Annotated in this window: 19 protein-coding genes; all 19 read right to left on the minus strand. The window is 61.9% G+C overall.

The window, feature by feature from the left end:
• Positions 1 to 31: 31 nt before the first annotated feature.
• Positions 32 to 1,081, minus strand: coding sequence for a beta-N-acetylhexosaminidase (nagZ, locus tag AAHM38_RS02820; RefSeq protein WP_012761656.1), 1,050 nt, complete (start codon positions 1,079 to 1,081; stop codon positions 32 to 34).
• Complete coding sequence (gene acpS / locus AAHM38_RS02825) at positions 1,078 to 1,521, minus strand: holo-ACP synthase (RefSeq protein WP_116574797.1); 444 nt, start codon at positions 1,519 to 1,521, stop codon at positions 1,078 to 1,080. The genes nagZ and acpS overlap by 4 nt, the downstream gene beginning before the upstream one ends.
• Positions 1,518 to 2,309: a pyridoxine 5'-phosphate synthase gene (gene pdxJ / locus AAHM38_RS02830; RefSeq protein ID WP_009238520.1), complete on the minus strand. Its 792-nt coding sequence runs from the start codon at positions 2,307 to 2,309 to the stop codon at positions 1,518 to 1,520. Before pdxJ ends, acpS begins: the two co-directional genes overlap by 4 nt.
• Entirely contained in the window at positions 2,306 to 3,127 is an 822-nt protein-coding gene (gene recO, locus AAHM38_RS02835) for a DNA repair protein RecO (protein ID WP_009238521.1), read from the minus strand. The genes pdxJ and recO overlap by 4 nt, the downstream gene beginning before the upstream one ends.
• Positions 3,128 to 3,160: 33 nt before the next feature.
• The gene (era, locus tag AAHM38_RS02840; protein WP_116574796.1) at positions 3,161 to 4,099 is read right to left on the minus strand and encodes a GTPase Era; all 939 of its coding nucleotides are present in this window, start codon (positions 4,097 to 4,099) and stop codon (positions 3,161 to 3,163) included.
• Positions 4,100 to 4,107: 8 nt separating this feature from the next.
• Positions 4,108 to 4,878, minus strand: coding sequence for a ribonuclease III (gene rnc, locus AAHM38_RS02845; RefSeq protein WP_116574795.1), 771 nt, complete (start codon positions 4,876 to 4,878; stop codon positions 4,108 to 4,110).
• A gap of 1 nt (position 4,879) precedes the next feature.
• Positions 4,880 to 5,248 carry a DUF4845 domain-containing protein gene (locus AAHM38_RS02850; RefSeq protein WP_065857443.1) on the minus strand — a complete coding sequence of 123 codons (369 nt, stop codon included), beginning with the start codon at positions 5,246 to 5,248 and terminating at the stop codon, positions 4,880 to 4,882.
• A 62-nt stretch (positions 5,249 to 5,310) separates the two neighbouring features.
• Positions 5,311 to 6,204, minus strand: coding sequence for a signal peptidase I (gene lepB, locus AAHM38_RS02855; RefSeq protein ID WP_116574794.1), 894 nt, complete (start codon positions 6,202 to 6,204; stop codon positions 5,311 to 5,313).
• Positions 6,205 to 6,234: 30 nt separating this feature from the next.
• On the minus strand, positions 6,235 to 8,034 hold the full coding sequence (lepA, locus tag AAHM38_RS02860) for a translation elongation factor 4 (RefSeq protein ID WP_116574793.1): 1,800 nt from the start codon (positions 8,032 to 8,034) through the stop codon (positions 6,235 to 6,237).
• Positions 8,035 to 8,252: 218 nt separating this feature from the next.
• Positions 8,253 to 8,528, minus strand: coding sequence for a glutaredoxin family protein (locus tag AAHM38_RS02865; RefSeq protein WP_116574792.1), 276 nt, complete (start codon positions 8,526 to 8,528; stop codon positions 8,253 to 8,255).
• Positions 8,525 to 10,036, minus strand: coding sequence for a DegQ family serine endoprotease (locus tag AAHM38_RS02870; RefSeq protein ID WP_116574791.1), 1,512 nt, complete (start codon positions 10,034 to 10,036; stop codon positions 8,525 to 8,527). The genes AAHM38_RS02865 and AAHM38_RS02870 overlap by 4 nt, the downstream gene beginning before the upstream one ends.
• A gap of 82 nt (positions 10,037 to 10,118) precedes the next feature.
• Positions 10,119 to 11,216 (minus strand): MucB/RseB C-terminal domain-containing protein, encoded by a 1,098-nt coding sequence (locus AAHM38_RS02875; protein ID WP_039374647.1) that lies wholly within the window; start codon positions 11,214 to 11,216, stop codon positions 10,119 to 10,121.
• An 11-nt stretch (positions 11,217 to 11,227) separates the two neighbouring features.
• A complete protein-coding gene (locus tag AAHM38_RS02880; RefSeq protein ID WP_116574790.1) occupies positions 11,228 to 11,860 on the minus strand; it encodes a sigma-E factor negative regulatory protein in 633 nt (210 codons plus the stop codon).
• Between the two features lie 107 nt (positions 11,861 to 11,967).
• Positions 11,968 to 12,567, minus strand: a complete 600-nt coding sequence (gene rpoE / locus AAHM38_RS02885) for an RNA polymerase sigma factor RpoE (RefSeq protein ID WP_004635646.1) — start codon at positions 12,565 to 12,567, stop codon at positions 11,968 to 11,970.
• 600 nt (positions 12,568 to 13,167) lie between these two features.
• Positions 13,168 to 14,400, minus strand: a complete 1,233-nt coding sequence (gene fabF / locus AAHM38_RS02890) for a beta-ketoacyl-ACP synthase II (RefSeq protein WP_012761648.1) — start codon at positions 14,398 to 14,400, stop codon at positions 13,168 to 13,170.
• A 113-nt stretch (positions 14,401 to 14,513) separates the two neighbouring features.
• A complete protein-coding gene (acpP, locus tag AAHM38_RS02895; RefSeq protein WP_004635650.1) occupies positions 14,514 to 14,753 on the minus strand; it encodes an acyl carrier protein in 240 nt (79 codons plus the stop codon).
• A gap of 186 nt (positions 14,754 to 14,939) precedes the next feature.
• Entirely contained in the window at positions 14,940 to 15,689 is a 750-nt protein-coding gene (fabG, locus tag AAHM38_RS02900; RefSeq protein ID WP_116574789.1) for a 3-oxoacyl-ACP reductase FabG, read from the minus strand.
• A gap of 14 nt (positions 15,690 to 15,703) precedes the next feature.
• Positions 15,704 to 16,633, minus strand: a complete 930-nt coding sequence (fabD, locus tag AAHM38_RS02905; protein ID WP_009238533.1) for an ACP S-malonyltransferase — start codon at positions 16,631 to 16,633, stop codon at positions 15,704 to 15,706.
• A gap of 32 nt (positions 16,634 to 16,665) precedes the next feature.
• Positions 16,666 to 17,646: a beta-ketoacyl-ACP synthase III gene (locus AAHM38_RS02910; protein WP_116574788.1), complete on the minus strand. Its 981-nt coding sequence runs from the start codon at positions 17,644 to 17,646 to the stop codon at positions 16,666 to 16,668.
• Positions 17,647 to 17,665: the final 19 nt, after the last annotated feature.

A 17,665-nucleotide genomic window follows, 5' to 3' on the forward strand; every position in this document is an offset into this window, starting at 1 on the left:
TTTTTCTAGCAGTTTTCTGGGTGTTCCGACGTTACTTGATTAGCTTCGCCTCGCGCAATGTGCGCAGCGCCTGCTTGTAGGCCGATTGTTGCTGCAGTTTTGCCCAGTCCTTTACGGCGCGACCACCAAACAGCCGACGCACGCGCCGCTGCGACGCCTTGCCCATCGGCACATCAAGCTCGCCGAGCAGTTGGTCGGCTTTTTCCGGCGCATTGCAGATCAAGACCATGTCGCAGCCCGCCGTGAGCGCTGCTCGCGCACCGTCGACCACCGTGCCGGCAACGCTCGCGCCTTCCATGCTCAAGTCATCGCTGAAGATCACGCCGTCAAAGTTGAAATGCGCACGCAGCATGTCCTGCAGCCAGAAGCGAGAGAAGCCGGCCGGGTTCGGATCGACCGCTGAATAAATCACGTGCGCCGGCATCACGGATTGCAGGCCGATGCCCATCCAGCCGTAAGGCTGCGCGTCGTCAGCGAGGATGGCCTCCAGCGGACGCTCGTCCACCGGCACGGCGACGTGCGAATCCGCTTGGACGTAGCCGTGACCGGGGAAATGCTTGCCACAGTTGGACATGCCGGCCAGGCGCAGGCCCAGCGTCAAGTGGTTGGCTAGCATCGTGACCACGCGCGGGTCGCGATGAAACGCGCGATCTCCGATCACGCTGCTGCTGCCGTAGTCGAGATCGAGCACGGGCGTGAAGCTGAGGTCGATATCGCACGCGCGCAGTTCTGCGGCCAGTACATAGCCGCAGGCGGTGGCAGCGCGCGTGGCGGCTAGCACATCGGTGTCCCAGAGCTTGCCCAGCGCGCCCATGGCGGGCAGATGCGTGAAACCGTCGGTCTTGGCGCGCTGCACGCGACCGCCTTCGTGGTCGATGCAAATCAGCACGTCGCTCCGAATCGCGCGAATGGCCTGCGTGAGCGCCGTCAACTGCGCGCGCGATTCAAAGTTGCGCGCAAACAGGATCACGCCGCCCGTCAACGGGTGGGCAATGCGGCGGACGTCGTCGGGGCCGAGTTCCAGGCCGGCAACATCCAGAACGATCGGGCCGGGGTGCTTCTGCTTCTTGGTTTGAGTCATGCGGAGGATTTCGTTTGCAACTCGGCGATGGCGAATGCGACTGCATAGTCGCGCTCGTCCGTCACACTGATCTGGATATGAAGGGCGTGCTGCGCAATCCAGTCGGCCAGTTCGCCGCTATAGCGCACCACCGGTTGGCCGGAGGGCAGATTGAGCGTCTGTACCGCACGCCATGTCATCGGCCACCGCATGCCCAGGCCGATGGCCTTGGACACGGCTTCCTTGGCGGCAAAGCGGGTGGCAAGAAACGCGAGACCACGGCGCTCCGAGCGCGCCTTGCGGGCATGGTAGACACGCAGCTCATCGGGGCCCAGCACCTTTTCGGCGAAACGGCCGTTGGTCCGCTGCATCACGCCTTCAACGCGCTCGATCTGGATGATGTCGGTGCCGATGCCATAAATCGCGCCAGACACCGAGGCGGATGCAGCCTGTTCGTTCATACCGGCACGCCTGGATGTGCGGCCGCCGGCGTGGTGGAAGACAGCCGTGCCGCAACCATGATCGCTTTCATCTCGCGCACCGCGTTCTGCCAGCCAGCAAATACCGCATGCGCAACGACGGCGTGGCCGATATTCAGTTCATGAATGCCCGCGATGGCCGCGATCGGCTGCACGTTCGTGTAGTGGAGGCCGTGACCTGCGTTCACGCGCACGCCCCAGCGGATGCCCTCTTCCACCGCTGTTTCGATGCGGACGAGTTCGGCGCGCAACTCGGCATCGTCGGTCGCTTCGGCGTAGCGGCCCGTGTGCAATTCGATGACCGGGGCGCCCGCAGCGGCGGCGGCCTCGATCTGCGCCGCATCCGGATCGATGAACAGCGAGACGCGGATGCCTGCGTCGGCCAGTTGCTTGCAGGCGGCTTGCACCTTAGCGAAACCGCCCACCACGTCCAAGCCACCTTCAGTGGTCACCTCCTGACGACGCTCGGGCACGAGGCAGACGTCTTGCGGGCCGATATCGCACGCGATGTCGAGCATCTCCTGCGTGACGGCGCACTCCAGGTTCATGCGCGTGCGCAGCTGCGGCCGCAGCGCGCGCACATCGGCGTCCTTGATGTGGCGGCGATCTTCGCGCAGGTGCAGGGTGATGAGATCGGCGCCGGCTTCTTCAGCCAGGAGCGCTGCGGCGACCGGATCCGGATAAGTGGTGCCGCGCGCGTTGCGCAGCGTGGCGACGTGGTCGATGTTGATGCCCAGGTCGATGATTCCCGGCGAGGCATGAAAGATCATAGTTTCTGCAAGTCGATCAGGATCTGGCGCGTCGAAAGCGGCGTGCCATGCAAATGATAATGCAGCAGGAAACGCATCAGGCTGCGGCTTTGCTGCGCGGTCGTCGGGCGTGAACCGTAATCGTCCCGCTCCATGTCAATCAGCGTCTGGCCGCGCAAGACGGGCCAGGACGATGGATCGCTCGGCAGCGTGCGCCGGATGCCTCGCTCAGGGTGATAGACGTATTCGGCATCGGCCTGCACGGGTTCGCCGTCGATACAGCGATCAAGCTGTGCAGCAAAGCCGGTCTCACGGAGGAGCACACGTTCGAACGCGCGCAGCGTAAAGGCCGCAGGTTCGCCATGGGCGAGCTTATTGAGCGTTTCAACGTAATGCGCGAACAGCACCGGGTGGCCATCTTCGCGTGCGACAAACTTGACGAGCAGTTCGTTCAGATAGAACCCGGACAGCAGTCCCTCCCCGCCCAGCGGCAGCATGCCGCCGACCCACTCGGCACGGGTCAGCGTGCGCACATCGCCGCGGCCGCTCCAGGACAGCGACAGCGGCTGGAAGGTCTGCAGCACCGCACGCAGCGCCGAATGCGGCCGCTTGGCTCCCTTGGCGACCAGCGCCATGCGCCCGTAATCCGGCGTGAAGACATCGATGATGAGGCTGGTTTCCCGATACGGGTAACTGTGCAGCACGAAAGCCGGCTGCGCAGCAACGCGTGTTTCGGAGCGCCCCGCAGGAAAGCTCTTACGCGGCGCGGCGCCGGCAACGCCTTCTTCGGCCAGCCATTCCGCGGCTTCGTCCGGAATCGGATCGGATCGTCCCGCCATCGAGCGTGTGTAAAGAGTGGCCCGGCTCAGTGGTTATTCGTAGCCGTAAGCACGCAGGCCGGCTTCGTTGTCCGCCCAACCGCTCTTGACCTTGATCCAGACCTCCAGATACACCTTGCCGTCGAACAGTTTTTCCATGTCCATGCGGGCTTCGGTAGAGATCTGCTTGAGCTTGGCGCCCTTCGCGCCAATGATCATCGCCTTGTGTGCGTCCCGGTCGACCAGGATGGTCACAAACACGCGGCGCAGCCGGCCCTCGGTCTCGAATTTGTCGACGATGACGGTGCTGGAATACGGCAACTCGTCGCCAGTCCAACGGAAGACCTTTTCGCGAACGATTTCGGCGGCCAGGAAGCGCTCGCTGCGATCGGTCAGCGCTTCGGGGTCGTACATCGGCTCGCCTTCCGGCAGGTACGGGCGCACGATGGCGAGCAGGCGGTCGATGTCGTCGCGGTTCTTGGCCGACATCGGCACAATTTCCGCAAACGGAAACACCTGCGCCATGTCCTGCAGGAACACGGCAACCATCTCGGCGCGCGTGTACGCATCGAGCCGGTCGACCTTGTTGACGATCAGGATCACAGGCGTCTCGCGCGGCAGCAGCGAAAGCACCTTTTCGTCGTCCGGGCCGTAGCGGCCGGCTTCGACCACGAACAACACGGCGTCCACCGACGTGAGCGTGGACGTGACGGCGCGGTTCAGCGAACGATTCAGCGCGGTGGCGTGACGTGTCTGGAAGCCCGGCGTATCGACGAAGACGAACTGCGCGTCATCGGTCGTCTGAATGCCCGTGATGCGGTGGCGCGTGGTCTGCGCCTTGCGCGAAGTGATGCTGACCTTCTGGCCCACCAGGGCGTTCATCAGCGTGGATTTGCCAACGTTCGGTCGCCCGACAATGGCGACCATGCCGCAGCGGAACCCCTCCGGCACGCCGGATTCTGGCTGCGGAGGCTGCAAGGGGGTGTCGCTCATTTACCTGATTATTCCTTCAACCTGAGAGACAACTGCGGATCGGGCGGCGTAGCCTGCTTGCGCGTCTTGCCGGTGCGCTCGGCGCGGCTGCGCTTGACGAGTTGCGGCACCAGGCGATGCGCTTCTTCCAGGGCCAGCTTAGCCGCCGATTGTTCGGCCGCGCGCCGCGATGCCCCGCTGCCGGAGACGCGAATCTCCAGCTTCGGGATCGAGCACTCGACCTCGAACTGCTGATTATGCGCCGCGCCGTGGGTGGCAACCACCGTGTACAGCGGCAACGCAATCTTGTGACCTTGAAGGTACTCCTGCAACAGCGTCTTGGCATCCTTGCCCAGCGTGCGGGGGTTGACCTGTTCAAGGATCGGGATATAGAGCTTGCGGATCAGCGTCCGGGCCGCATCGAAGCCGCCGTCGAGAAACACCGCCCCGAAAATCGCTTCGAGCGCGTCAGCCAGGATGGAAGGCCGGCGAAAACCACCGCTCTTCAACTCCCCTTCGCCCAGACGCAGGGCATCGGGCAACTGCAACATCTGCGCGATCTCATACAGCGCCTGTTGTTTAACCAGATTAGCCCGCACGCGCGAGAGATCGCCTTCATCCAGCTTGCCGAACATGCCGTAAAGCATGTCGGCGACGGCGCAATTCAGAATCGAATCACCAAGAAATTCCAGGCGCTCATTGTGCATCGCGCTGTGGCTGCGATGGGTGAGCGCCTGCTGCAGCAACTCCGGTTTGCTGAAGCGGTAGCCAAGACGTTGCTGTAGTGCATCCAGACTCATGTCAACGCTGGGTCCCCGAATAGGTGATCACCAGACCGATGGGGCCATACAACGGGACCTCGCGCTTGTACGAGAAACGCACCGCCTGAATGGAGCCGCCGCCGTCCAGCACTTCCAGATCTTCACCTTTGATCGACGTGATGTCGTCGATCGCAGCCTGCTTATCAAACGCGCTGGCCACCTCTTCGCGCGTGCTTGCACGCTCACGCGCCTGCTTCACAGCACGCGTGATGGCTTGGTATTCCATCAGGCTCGGCACAGACCGAATGGCTGGCAGCACAAACGTAATCAGCACGATGATGCCGATCAGGATGCCAAACATGGTAATCCCGCGCGACGGGCGTTTCAGACCGGCCTGACGAATCCGCATTGCATTTCCCCCGTTTTGCAATTGCCGAGTTTTAGTAAGATATCTTTGCGTCACTTATTGGATCAGTGGAAAGCACCGATCCGCTTCAGATCACCCAGATTCATCCAGATGAAGAATGCCTTCCCGACGATGTTCTTGTCCGGCACGAAGCCCCAGTAACGGGAATCCGCGCTGTTGTCGCGATTATCGCCCATCATGAAATAGTGACCTGCAGGTACCTTGCAGGTAAAGCCGGTCTGATTGTATGTGCAGCTTTCGCGGAACGGAAAATCGTCCGGGCCCGAAACATAAGCCGGGCGGTCGGCGTCGTTCAGGATGTTGTGCGTGACGTTGCCCAGCGTCTCCTGGTACTGCTTCGAATACGTCAGGCGTTCACCATCAAGATAGTCGGACTGCGGCGCGTAGGTGGCCGGCTGGCCGTTCACCGTCAAGCGCTTGTTGTCGTACTTCACCACGTCGCCGGGCACGCCGATCACGCGCTTGATGTAGTCCATCGACTCGTCTTTCGGGTAGCGGAAGACCATCACGTCGCCGCGTTGCGGCTCGTTTAGCTCCACGATCTTCTTGTTCACGATCGGCAAACGAATGCCATACGTGTACTTGTTGACGAGGATGAAGTCGCCGATCTGCAGTGTCGGAATCATCGATCCCGACGGAATCTTGAACGGTTCAATCACGAACGAGCGCAAGAGGAACACCGCGGCAATCACTGGGAAGAAGCTGGCGGTGTACTCCAGCCACCAAGGCTGGCGCAGCTTGTCTTCGGCCAGTTGCAAACGGGCTGCACCGATGTCACCTCCACCGCCATATTGCGCCTGCACCTGCGCGCGCGCATCAAATTCAGCCAACGCCGCGGCTGCGGCCGCCTGGCGCTGGCGCTGGAACACGAGCTTGTCAGCCACCCAAGCAATGCCGGTGAGCACGACGAGAACAAACAGAATCAGGGCGAAGTTCATGGAGGAGAGATCGTCCGAGCGAGGTCTGAATTATTTTTCTTCGACGCGCAGGATGGCCAGGAAAGCCTCTTGCGGAATTTCAACGGTACCCACCTGCTTCATGCGCTTCTTGCCCTCTTTCTGCTTTTCGAGGAGCTTCTTCTTGCGCGAAATATCACCGCCGTAGCATTTGGCCAGCACGTTCTTGCGCAGCGCCTTGACGTTTTCGCGGGCGATCACATTGGCGCCAATGGCCGCCTGAATTGCAACGTCATACATCTGGCGCGGAATGATCTCGCGCATCTTGGCAGCCACTTCACGACCGCGGTATGTGCTGTTCGAACGGTGGACGATGATGGACAAGGCATCGACCTTGTCGCCGTTGATTAGGATGTCGACCTTGACCACGTCCGACACGCGGTATTCCTTGAACTCATAATCCATTGACACATAACCGCGCGAAACGGATTTCAACCGATCGAAGAAGTCCAGCACGATCTCGCCCATCGGGATTTCGTACGTCAACTGGACTTGGCGGCCGTGGTAGCTCATGTTGATCTGCGAGCCACGCTTCTGCTCGCACAATGTAATCACGGCGCCCACGTACTCCTGGGGCATGTACAGATTGACCGTGACGATCGGCTCGAGAATCGCCTCGATCTTGCTCGGGTCGGCCGGCATCTTGGCCGGGTTTTCGACCTGCACCATCGTGCCATCCCGCAGTTGGACCTGATAGACCACCGTCGGCGCGGTGGTGATCAGGTCCATGTCGAACTCGCGCTCCAGGCGCTCCTGCACGATCTCCATGTGCAGCAGGCCCAGGAAGCCGCAGCGGAAGCCGAAGCCCAATGCCTGCGACACTTCGGGCTCGTACTGCAGCGACGCGTCGTTAAGCTTGAGTTTTTCCAGCGATTCGCGCAGCGCTTCGTACTGGTTCGCTTCCACTGGATACAGGCCCGCAAACACCTGAGGCTTGACTTCCTTGAAGCCCGGCAGCGGGGCGTCCGCCTTGCGCGGCGCCATGTGGGTAATCGTGTCGCCCACCTTGGCAGCCTTCAGTTCCTTGATGCCCGCGATGACGAAGCCCACCTGCCCGGCAGACAGCGATTCACGCGGCACCGACTTCGGCGAGAACACGCCAACCTGTTCCACCAGGTGCTGGGCACCGGTTGCCATCAGCAGGACCTTGTCCTTGGCACGCAGCGTACCGTTCACGACGCGTACCAGCATCACAACGCCGACGTAGTTGTCAAACCACGAGTCGATGATCAGCGCTTGCAGCGGCGCCGCCGGGTCGCCCTTCGGCGCCGGTACTTTGGCGATCAGCGCTTCCAGCACGTCGGCCACGCCCTCGCCGGTCTTGGCGGAGCAGCGCGTCGCGTCGGCAGCGTCGATGCCGATGACGTCTTCGATTTCCTGAATCGCGTTGTCCGGATCGGCCGCAGGCAAGTCGATTTTGTTGAGCACCGGCACCACTTCCACGCCCAGCTCAATGGCGGTGTAACAGTTGGCGACGGTTTGCGCTTCCACACCCTGGGAGGCATCGACCACCAGCAGAGCGCCTTCGCACGCGGACAGCGAGCGGCTGACTTCGTAGCTGAAGTCGACGTGCCCCGGGGTGTCGATCAGGTTGAGGTTATAGACCTTACCGTCCTGAGCCCTATAAGACAGGGCGGCAGTCTGCGCCTTGATGGTGATGCCGCGCTCCTTCTCGATATCCATCGAGTCCAGCACTTGGGCTTCCATTTCGCGGTCGGAGAGCCCGCCACACAGCTGGATGATGCGGTCGGCCAGCGTCGATTTGCCGTGGTCGATGTGGGCGATGATCGAAAAATTGCGGATATTGTCCATCGAATGCGTCGAAAAGCGCCCATCCCGGGCGCGTCTGCCGGGAGCGCGAGCGGTTTCCGGCATGGCCGGCGCGCAGGGGCTGCGTCGGCGGGAGGGTATTGGGTTCAAAGCCGAGGTTGCAGCACAAGCATCGTGCAATGCAAAAATCGGCGCTAACAGGCGATTTTACCGGATTTCAGTGGGCTTCCCGCGCCTCTTTTTGCGGCAGCGGCGTTACCTCAGCTATGCGCAGTTTGTGCAGCGAGCCATGCCTGCACAGCTTGCACATCCAGAAAGTGGTGGCACAGCTCGCGCGCATCTTCCGGCGGCGTTTCCGGCGCGCCAGTCATCAGAACAGGCACCAATTCATTAAACCGCGTCTCAAGCGCCGGGTTGCTGTCGACGTCAACTTCGTGCAGCACAAAAGAAAAACCGCGCCGGAGTGGCTCCAGCGCGTTTTTCATGTCATCGCACAGATGGCAATACGTGCGTCCGTAGAGTGTGAGTTCGATCACTGGCCGCTACCTGACCGGGCCGCGCTCGGACGCAGTGTCACCACCTGGGTGGCGTCGCCGCGACGCACAAACACGGCAACCATGCGGTTCTTGTCGAGCTTGGCGACCACCTCGTTGAACTGCTTGGCGTTGGTGACGTCCGTATCGCCCACGCGCAGGATCAGATCGCCCGGGCGAATGCCTACACGCGCCGCCGGCCCTTCTGACACCTGCACCTCGACGCCACTCTTGGTCTTGAACTCTCGACGCGCGCCGTCAGACAAGTCAGCCACCACCAGCCCCAGTGCGTTCGGCTTGCCCGGGCCCTGCTGGCTGTTATCGGGCTGGGCGCCCTTGGCGCGCTGGGCAACCTTCGTGTCGGCCTGCAACTCGGCGACCGTCACGGTCAGATCGCGCGTCGCGCCCTTGCGCCACACCTGCACGGTAGCGCGCGTGCCCGGCTTCGTCTCGCCGACTTGGCGCTGTAGGTCGCCCGCCTTCTCGATATCGCGGCCGTTGTACTTCAAAACGATGTCACCAGCCTCGATGCCGGCCTTGTCTGCAGGCCCACCCGACTCGACATTGCCGACATAGGCGCCGCGCGCACGGCCCAGACCCAGCGACTCCGCTGCGTCCTTCGGCACGTTGTCGATTGCCACGCCGATGCGGCCCCGCGTCACGCGGCCCGTTGCCTTCAACTGCTCAGCCACGCGCATCGCCTCGTCGATCGGGATCGAGAACGAGATGCCCATGTAGCCGCCGCTCTGGCTGTAGATCTGGTTGTTGATGCCGATCACCTCACCCCGCAGGTTGATCAGCGGGCCGCCCGAGTTGCCTGGGTTGACAGCCACATCGGATTGGATGAACGGCAGGTAGTCGCCGGTATCGCGTCCCTTGGCCGAAACAATGCCCGCCGTCACCGTATTGTCGAGGCCAAACGGAGACCCAATCGCAAGCACCCACTCGCCAACGCGCACCTTGTCGGAATCGCCGAGCTTGAGGCTGGGCAACCCCGTCGCCTCCACCTTGACGAGCGCTACATCGGTGCGTTTGTCCAGGCCGATCAGCTTGGCTTTGTACTCGCGTTTGTCGATCAGCGTGACGTAGATGGTTTCCGCGCCTTCCACCACATGCGCGTTGGTCAAGATGTAGCCGTCACCCGAGATGATGAAGCCGGAACCGACGCCGCGGCTCTGTTCCTCTTCCTGTTGGGGCGGCGCGTTGCGACGTTTCTGGCCCTGCCCGGGCATGCCAGGCATCGGCACACCAAAGAAGCGGCGGAAGAACTCGGCCATGTCGTCATCGTTCGGACCACCCTGCTGCATACGGACCTTTTCGGTCGTGCGGATGTTGACGACAGCGGGGCTGACTTTCTCGACCAGATCGGCAAAATCGGGAAGGCCATACGTGCCCGTAGCCACGCTACCCGTGGCGTTCTGGGCGTGGGCGGGTGTCAGCGCGCTCCCGACCGCCAAGGCGGCGGCAATGCACAGTAGACGCAAAGCGTGAACGGTTCGAGCGGTACGCATGAAGGCTCCCCGGGGCAAAAACAGATAGAAAAATGGGATCGCGGCGGCCGCGCCGCGCGTCCACGGCAGATGCCGGCTGCGGCTACTGTGGCGCGCCGACAGGCTTGTTGGTCGCGTTGGCGGACACCGGCTTGTAGTCGACTGCTGCGCCAAACTGCTTGATGGTAGCAAACGGGACTTCGCCTACCACGGTCAGCCAGAAATCGGCAACACGTCGCACCATCACATGCGTGGCCCCTTGCGAGATAAAGCCCTCGCGACGCGTGCGTTTTTCCGACACCGGCTCAATGAAGAGCGACAGTCCTGCGAGCCCGTCACTGAACACGACCTGCTGGACCTCGAAACCGGAAGCGTTCTTGCCGGCCGGCGCAACGTCGCCCAGCGGACGGCGCACCTCGCGGATCTTCTGGAAGCCCTTGACTGGGTTGCCGATCGTCCAGCCTTGCTCGGCCAGATTGGTCGGCTGCGTCACGATCTCGTACTGATTCCAGCCGTTCAGGTTCTTGAACGCAGAAACGATTTTCTGCTTTTCCGACGGCACACCCAGTTCGACTTGCGAGAAGGCAACCTGTTCAAGCACCTTGCCGTCTTCACCGATGGTCTGGGCACGCATGAGCAAACCACTGTTACGCTCCGCCCAGATACGGTAGGCATAGCGGTAGCCGTCCTTCGGATCGAGCTGGAAGACTTCGCAATCCATGCCCGCGACGCGCTCTGTCGGTAGATGGCGCATGTCGTATTGATCGAGCACATCGCCATTGGTGGTGGCGAGCAGCGCGGGGAAGCTGTCCTTATGCTCCTGCTTCTCCGTCACAACGAGTTTGACGTCGTAAATCAGGTTCCGGACGACGTCATTCTGGCGCAGCATTTCGCGCTGCTTGCCGTCCAGCGCTTCGACGCGCTCGTACTCATTATTGAAGAGATCGGCGTAATGCTGGATGCGGGTGGAGTGCATGCCGGTGCCACGCTGATACGTCAGCGTGCCGACATAGTTCTGCTTGAGCGCCGCGCGATGGATTTTGGCGAGCCAGGAGGCGGCCTCCTTGCGCGGCATGGGATCGGGCTGCGGCTGAGCAGCAGTCGCCAGCGCCGAAACACACAGAAGAAGAAAAACCGACCGACGAACGGCCTGCAGCTTGCGGGCGCCTGCCCCGGCAACGGGGTGCCACACCTTCGACATGGATGCCCGCATTATTCCTGATTGGAGTCCTGGGTGTTCGCCACCCCGTTGGCCACTGCACGCAGATAAGGAACCACCATACCGTTGGTCGCCGACTGGCGGTGAGCGCTCAAGTATTCGTCCAGACGGGCATCACGGATCATTGGCGTATCGTCGGTTGCCGCCACGGTCAGCGCCTGCGCGCCGCCGCCCTGCGTCGCTTTGGCGACCAACGCTGGAGAGCCGTCGGCACCATCGGCAGGACCGCGCAACTGCGGCACGACAACCCAGCTAACGGCCGCCACCGCCGCCGCCACCGCGGTCGTCGGCATGATCCGGCGGACCCAAGCGGGGCTGACCAGGAAGCGGTGCCTCTCCTGGGCTTTCGCACGCTGTGCCACAGCCGGCACTAGCAGATGCGGCTCGGCGTCGAGCTTGGCCGAGAACCGGCTGACGAAATCTTCTGAGGAACGCGTGTTCAGAAGATCTTCTGACCGGAGCACGTCGCCGATCAGTTGATATTCGCGCCAATGCGCAGCGCCCTCAACATCCTTGGCGAGCTCGACCGCAGACGACACCTCGTGCGCCGCGACTTCGCCGTCCATCAAAGCAGAGATGCGCTGCGCGAACTCCGCTTCTGCTGTTTGCAATTGAGCCTGACCCATTTCCCGACCCCAAAAACTCCAACGTCCAATCAACGATCCGAGAGAAGACTTCCCGAGGTTTCACCGTTTGCAGCCGCATGCGGCCGCCGGCTTGTCATATCGGCTGGCTACCACCGTTTGCCCTCCACTGTTCCCAGCAGGGGGCGCAATTTCTCGGCAATCGCCTCGCGCGCCCGGAAAATGCGGGACCGGACGGTGCCGATCGGGCATTCCATTGCCTCAGCGATTTCCTCATAGCTCAGACCCTCGATCTCCCGGAGTGTGATTGCAGTACGCAATTCTTCGGGCAGCGCTTCCATTGCACGGTTGACCGTTTCGGCCACCTGCTTGGTGTGCAGCATGGAGTCCGGCGTATTGATATCCCTTAGTAGCTCACCGTCGGCAAAAGTTTCAGCCTCTTCGGTGTCGATGTCGCTGGACGATTCAGGGCGCCGACCCTGCGTCGCCAGGTAATTCTTTGCCGTGTTGACGGCGATGCGATACAGCCACGTATAGAACGCGGATTCCCCCCGGAACTGGGGCAACGCACGGTAGGCCTTGATAAAGGCATCCTGTGCCACATCCTCGACTTCGGCCGGGTCACGGATCAGGCGGGAGACGAGCCGAATGATCTTCCGGTGATACTTGACCACCAGCAGTTCAAATGCTCGCTTGTCGCCTTGCTGGACGCGCTCGACGAGGATCTGGTCGGCTTCGCGTTCGCTCACGGATTCTTCACCTGCAGTGTATCGCCTTGAATTTATGTGACTCGGAAACGTTGTATTTTACCTACGACACACCGGACACCTGGGAAACCAGCCGCGGGGGCCCCAGGCGCAATAGACTTCGCATACGACGTAGCGTCCTGGCGGAAAACCACGGCGGCATCAGCACGAAAATCTGTGGACACCACCCGCGGCGCGCGACCCCAAGGACCAAGACGCGCTCACCAAGTGCCCATGACCATAGCAGAGGCGCATTTTGGACCGCTTTTGACGCTTTCAATCGGACCTGCCACACGGCTTGCCCCGGCTCTCCGTCCTCTTTGAGACGAGCGCGCCACATCAGTTCCATTGCGAGCGGTGAACGGTTCACCATCAAGGGAACGCAGGCAGCCATCGTCAACCCGGTGATAGCGCCCCAGGTAAACCAAGGCAATGCGGCGCCCCATGCCTTGATCGCCCACAACACCACCGCGCAGACAAGAACAGCCATGCCGAATCGGCTGATCCCGCATAACCGCCGATACGGCGCTGGAAAGACAAGGAGCTGAATAACCAAGGCAACAAGGAAGCGGCACGCGCCCTCGGGCGAAGTGCCGCTCTGCCTTACGGGCGCTTGAACACCAGCGTACCGTTCGTCCCGCCGAAGCCGAAGTTGTTCTTCACGGCCGCGTCGATCTTCATGTCCCGCGCGGTGTTCGCGCAGTAATCCAGATCGCACTCGGGGTCTTGGTTGAAAATGTTGATGGTCGGCGGCGATACCTGATTGTGAAGCGCGAGCACCGTAAACACCGACTCCAAACCGCCCGCGCCACCCAGCAAGTGACCGGTCATGGACTTTGTGGAGTTCACGACGATCTTGGCCGCGTGATCGCCAAAAGCCGCCTTGATGGCTTCGGATTCGTTCTTGTCGCCGAGCGGCGTGGACGTGCCGTGCGCATTCAGGTAATGCACCTGATCCGCGTTCATACCAGCATCGCGCAGTGCGTTCAGCATGCAGCGGCGAGGGCCGTCCATGTTCGGTGCCGTCATATGGAAAGCGTCACCGCTCATGCCGAAGCCCGCAACTTCTGCGTAAATCGTGGCGCCGCGAGCCTTCGCCGACTCGTATTCTTCCAGCACCATCACACCCGCACCTTCGCCAAGGACGAAGCCGTCGCGGTCCTTGTCCCAGGGACGGGAGGCCGTAGCCGGATCATCGTTGCGCGTGGACAGCGCACGGGCGGCAGCAAAGCCACCAATGCCCAGCGGCGAAACGGTCGATTCGGCACCGCCGGCCACCATCGCGTCGGCATCGCCCGCCTGGATGAGACGCGCAGCCAGACCAATGCTGTGCAAACCGGTCGTACACGCCGTAACGGCTGCCAGATTCGGCCCCTTCAGGCCAAACATGATGCTCAGATGGCCGGAAATCATGTTGATGATCGAACCCGGCACAAAGAACGGCGAAATACGACGCGGACCGCGGTCGACGTAGGTCTGGTGCGTATCTTCGATCATCGGCAGACCGCCGATACCGGAACCGACCAGCACGCCGATGCGCTCCGCATTGGATTCGGTCACTTCCAGCCCGCTGTCCTTGAGCGCCTGCACGCCGGCAGCAATGCCGTAATGGATGAAGGTATCCATGTTGCGGGCTTCCTTCGCCGGGATGTACTCCTCGGCGTTGAAACCCTTCACCTCGCCGGCGAAATGCACGGCCAGGTTCGACGGATCGAATTTGGTGATGGTGGCGATCCCGGACTTGCCGGCGACCAGATTGGCCCACCCCTCGGCGACCGAGTTCCCCACCGGAGAGACCAGCCCCAGGCCGGTTACGACTACGCGACGACGGCTCACTATGCTTTCCTGCAACTCTGTATCAGCGACAAAGGCCACAGAAAACGCGCCACCCGGTCAAACCGGACAACCGCCCTTTCTGTGGCCCGCGATGTCAAGAGATCGATTGACGCTTACGCCTTGACGTGGGCGGTCGCGTAATCGATGGCTTGCTGCACCGTGGTGATCTTCTCGGCTTCTTCGTCCGGGATTTCCATACCGAACTCGTCTTCCAGAGCCATCACCAGCTCAACCGTATCGAGCGAATCCGCGCCCAGATCGTTCACGAACGACGATTCGTTCTTGATGTCTGCTTCGGCTACGCCGAGTTGCTCAGCAACGATCTTCTTAACGCGTGCGTCGATGTTGTCCATTTAACCCTCCAGGGAAGTATTCGACAAAAAGTGCGCGCATTCTAGCAGGTTTGCGCGGTGAAAAACCGCTCCGGAATCCATGCAAAAAATGCGCCCAACATGATGCTAAAAGCCAGTTAAATCAGCGATCGCACAGGATTTTACGCATGCGCAAAGCCCCGCACACCCGCCGCCGGGACGGCTTCCTTATCCCATGTACATGCCGCCGTTGACGTGCAGCGTCGAGCCGGTAATGTAGCCCGCCGCCGGTGACGCCAGGAAGGCAACTGCGCTGGCGATGTCTTCCGGAGCGCCAAGGCGGCCCAGCGGAATCTGCGCCTTCAGCGCGGTATGTTGCTCTTCGGACAGGACCTTCGTCATGTCAGTGTCGATAAAGCCCGGCGCGATACAGTTCACGGTGATGTTACGACTGCCGATCTCACGTGCCAGCGCGCGGGACATGCCCTCCACGCCCGCCTTGGCCGCGGCGTAGTTGGCTTGACCCGGGTTGCCGGCCGAGCCCACCACCGAAGTGATGTTGATGATACGGCCACCGCGTGCCTTCATCATCGGGCGCAGCACGGCGCGCGACAGGCGGAACACGGCGGAGAGGTTCGTATCGATGACGGACACCCACTCGTCGTCCTTCATGCGCATCGCGAGGTTGTCCTGCGTGATGCCGGCATTGTTGACGAGAATGTTCAGGCCACCGTGCGTCTTGATGGTTTCGTCGATGACGGCTTCGCAACGCGCAGCGTCATTCACGTTGAGCACCACGCCCGTGCCTTTCACACCGGCTTCTGCAAAGTAAGCCGTGATGGCTTGTGCGCCGGCTTCCGACGTGGCCGTACCCACCACCGTTGCGCCCTGACGGGCCAGTTCCAACGCGATGGCACGACCGATGCCGCGCGAGGCACCGGTAACGAGCGCGACCTGATTGTTCAATGCTTGGGTCATACGAAGTCCGTTGATTATTTGAGTTGGCCCAGCACAGCTTCCAGCGACGCCGGATCAAAGATCGCGTCACCGACGATCTCGCCATCGATACGCTTGACCAGGCCGGCCAGCACCTTGCCCGGGCCGCATTCGACCACGCGGGTGATGCCGTCACCCTTCATCTTCTGGACGGTCTCAACCCAGCGCACAGGCGATGCTGCCTGACGGACCAGCGCATCCTTGATGGCAGCCGGGTCGCTCACCACGGCCACGTCCACGTTGTTGATGACGGGGATCACCGGGGCATTGACCGTCACGTTGGCGAGATACTCGCGAAGACGATCCGACGCCGGCTTGAGCAGCGACGAGTGGAACGGCGCCGACACCGGCAGCGGCAGCGCGCGCTTGGCACCCTTGGCCTTGGCGATTTCGCAAGCCTTCTCAACGGCCGCCTTGGCACCGGCGATCACCACCTGAGCCGGCGCGTTGAAGTTGACCGCTTCGACCACGCCCGCAACGGAAGCTTCGGCGCATGCGGCCCGCACGTCGTCATCCGACAGGCCGAGGATGGCAGCCATACCGCCCTCGCCCACCGGTACAGCTTCCTGCATCGCCTTGGCACGGAAACGCACCAGCGGTACAGCGTCTTTGAACGCGATGGCACCCGCGGCGACAAGCGCCGAATACTCGCCCAGGCTATGGCCGGCCACGACGGTGGGCGTCGGGCCACCGGCGGCCTGCCATGCACGATAGACTGCAACGGCAGCCGTCAGCATGACCGGCTGCGTGTTGGTGGTCAGGTTCAGCTCTTCAGCCGGACCTTCGGCAATCAGCTTGCCGATGTCCTGGCCCAGCGCGTCGGATGCCTCGGCCAGCGTGGCCGCCACAGCCGGATGATCGGCAAACGCGTTGAGCATGCCGACCGATTGCGAACCCTGGCCGGGGAAGACGAAAGCGAATGTCATGGCTCGTATTGTTCGTTCTGGAAATTCGTCAATCAGAAGCGCAGCAGCGCGGCGCCCCAGGTGAAGCCGCCGCCCACGCCCTCGAGCATCACATGCTGGCCGCGCTGGATGCGGCCGTCGCGCACAGCAACGTCGAGCGCCAGCGGAATCGAGGCTGCAGACGTGTTGCCATGTTCATCGACGGTCACGATCAGGCGCTCGTTCGAGAGGCCCAGCTTCTTGGTCGTGCCCTGCATGATGCGGATGTTCGCCTGGTGCGGGATCAACCAGTCGACTTGCGAGGCATCGAGTTCCGCTGCTGCCAGTGCTTCACGGGCAACCTTGTCGAGCACCGTGACGGCCAGCTTGAAGACAGCCTGACCATCCATGTAGAGGAAGGCGCTGCCCTGGATTGCGCCCGCGGCCACGTTGCCCGGCACGCACAGGATGTTGGCGTGGCTGCCGTCAGCATGCAGCGCAGTCGACAGGATGCCCGGCTCGTCAGAAGCTTGCAGCACCACAGCACCCGCGCCGTCGCCAAACAGGACGCACGTAGTGCGATCGTTGAAATCGATGATGCGCGAGAAGACTTCCGAGCCAATCACCAGCACGTTGCGGTAGGCACCCGAGCGGATGAATTTGTCAGCAGTCGCGAGCGCGTAGACAAAGCCGGAACACACGGCCTGTACGTCGAATGCGGCGCACCCATTGGTGATGCCGAGCTTTTGCTGCACTAGGCACGCAGTGCTCGGGAACACGAAATCCGGCGTGGACGTTGCCACCAGAATCAGGTCGAGTTCGGAACGATCGATGCCGGCAGCTTCGATCGCGCGCTCAGCAGCTTTCACCGCGAGGTCGCTGCACGTAACGTCGGGCTCGGCAAAATGACGCGCTCGGATGCCGCTGCGCGAGACGATCCATTCGTCGCTCGTCTCGATACCCTTTTCGGCCAGCTGGGCCGCCAGTTCGTCATTGGTGACCCGCTTGGGCGGCAGGTAGCTGCCCGTACCGATGATCCTTGCGAAACGTGTCATGTGCGGTGGGGTGAAATCT

It is taken from the genome of Ralstonia sp. OTU4908, assembly GCF_038440115.1.
Classification (GTDB): Bacteria; Pseudomonadota; Gammaproteobacteria; order Burkholderiales; family Burkholderiaceae; genus Ralstonia; species Ralstonia pickettii.